The 530-nt window shown below is 48.3% G+C and carries 4 tRNA genes; all 4 read left to right on the top strand.

Annotation, left to right across the window (positions count from 1 at the left end):
* Positions 1-30: 30 nt before the first annotated feature.
* The 4 genes from BBA02S_RS20005 to BBA02S_RS20020 all read left to right on the top strand — a co-directional run bounded on the left by BBA02S_RS20005 (position 31) and on the right by BBA02S_RS20020 (position 516).
* Positions 31-103 (top strand) — tRNA-Ala (locus tag BBA02S_RS20005).
* Positions 104-199: 96 nt separating this feature from the next.
* Positions 200-276 (top strand) — tRNA-Asp (locus BBA02S_RS20010).
* Between the two features lie 51 nt (positions 277-327).
* Positions 328-403: transfer RNA gene (locus tag BBA02S_RS20015), tRNA-Phe, on the top strand.
* A 28-nt stretch (positions 404-431) separates the two neighbouring features.
* Positions 432-516 (top strand) — tRNA-Tyr (locus BBA02S_RS20020).
* Positions 517-530: the final 14 nt, after the last annotated feature.

Below are 530 nucleotides of genomic sequence, written 5' to 3' on the forward strand. Positions count from 1 at the left end.
TTAATAAATGGAATTATTTATAGAAATCTTGGGGCCTTAGCTCAGCTGGGAGAGCGCCTGCTTTGCACGCAGGAGGTCAGCGGTTCGATCCCGCTAGGCTCCACTTTATTCATGTGGTGCGTATAAAAGATAGCGATTTTGCAGCTTGTCGACATGTATCAGTTGAGAATTGCTAATGTTATCTAATTTGCTCCATCTTGGTCCGGTAGTTCAGTTGGTTAGAATGCCTGCCTGTCACGCAGGAGGTCGCGGGTTCGAGTCCCGTCCGGACCGCCATATTTCTTCCAGCAGGATGGTTTCCTTGCTGTTGATATATATACTAGGTGTGGCTCAGTAGCTCAGTCGGTAGAGCAATGGACTGAAAATCCATGTGTCGGCGGTTCGATTCCGTCCTGAGCCACCATATTTTTAATAAAGATAGTTTTTTATATGGAGGGGTAGCGAAGTGGCTAAACGCGGCGGACTGTAAATCCGCTCCCTCAGGGTTCGGCGGTTCGAATCCGTCCCCCTCCACCAGTTAATCAAAACGA

It is taken from the genome of Bacillus badius NBRC 15713 (genome assembly GCF_001591605.1).
Lineage (GTDB): Bacteria > Bacillota > Bacilli > Bacillales > Domibacillaceae > Pseudobacillus > Pseudobacillus badius.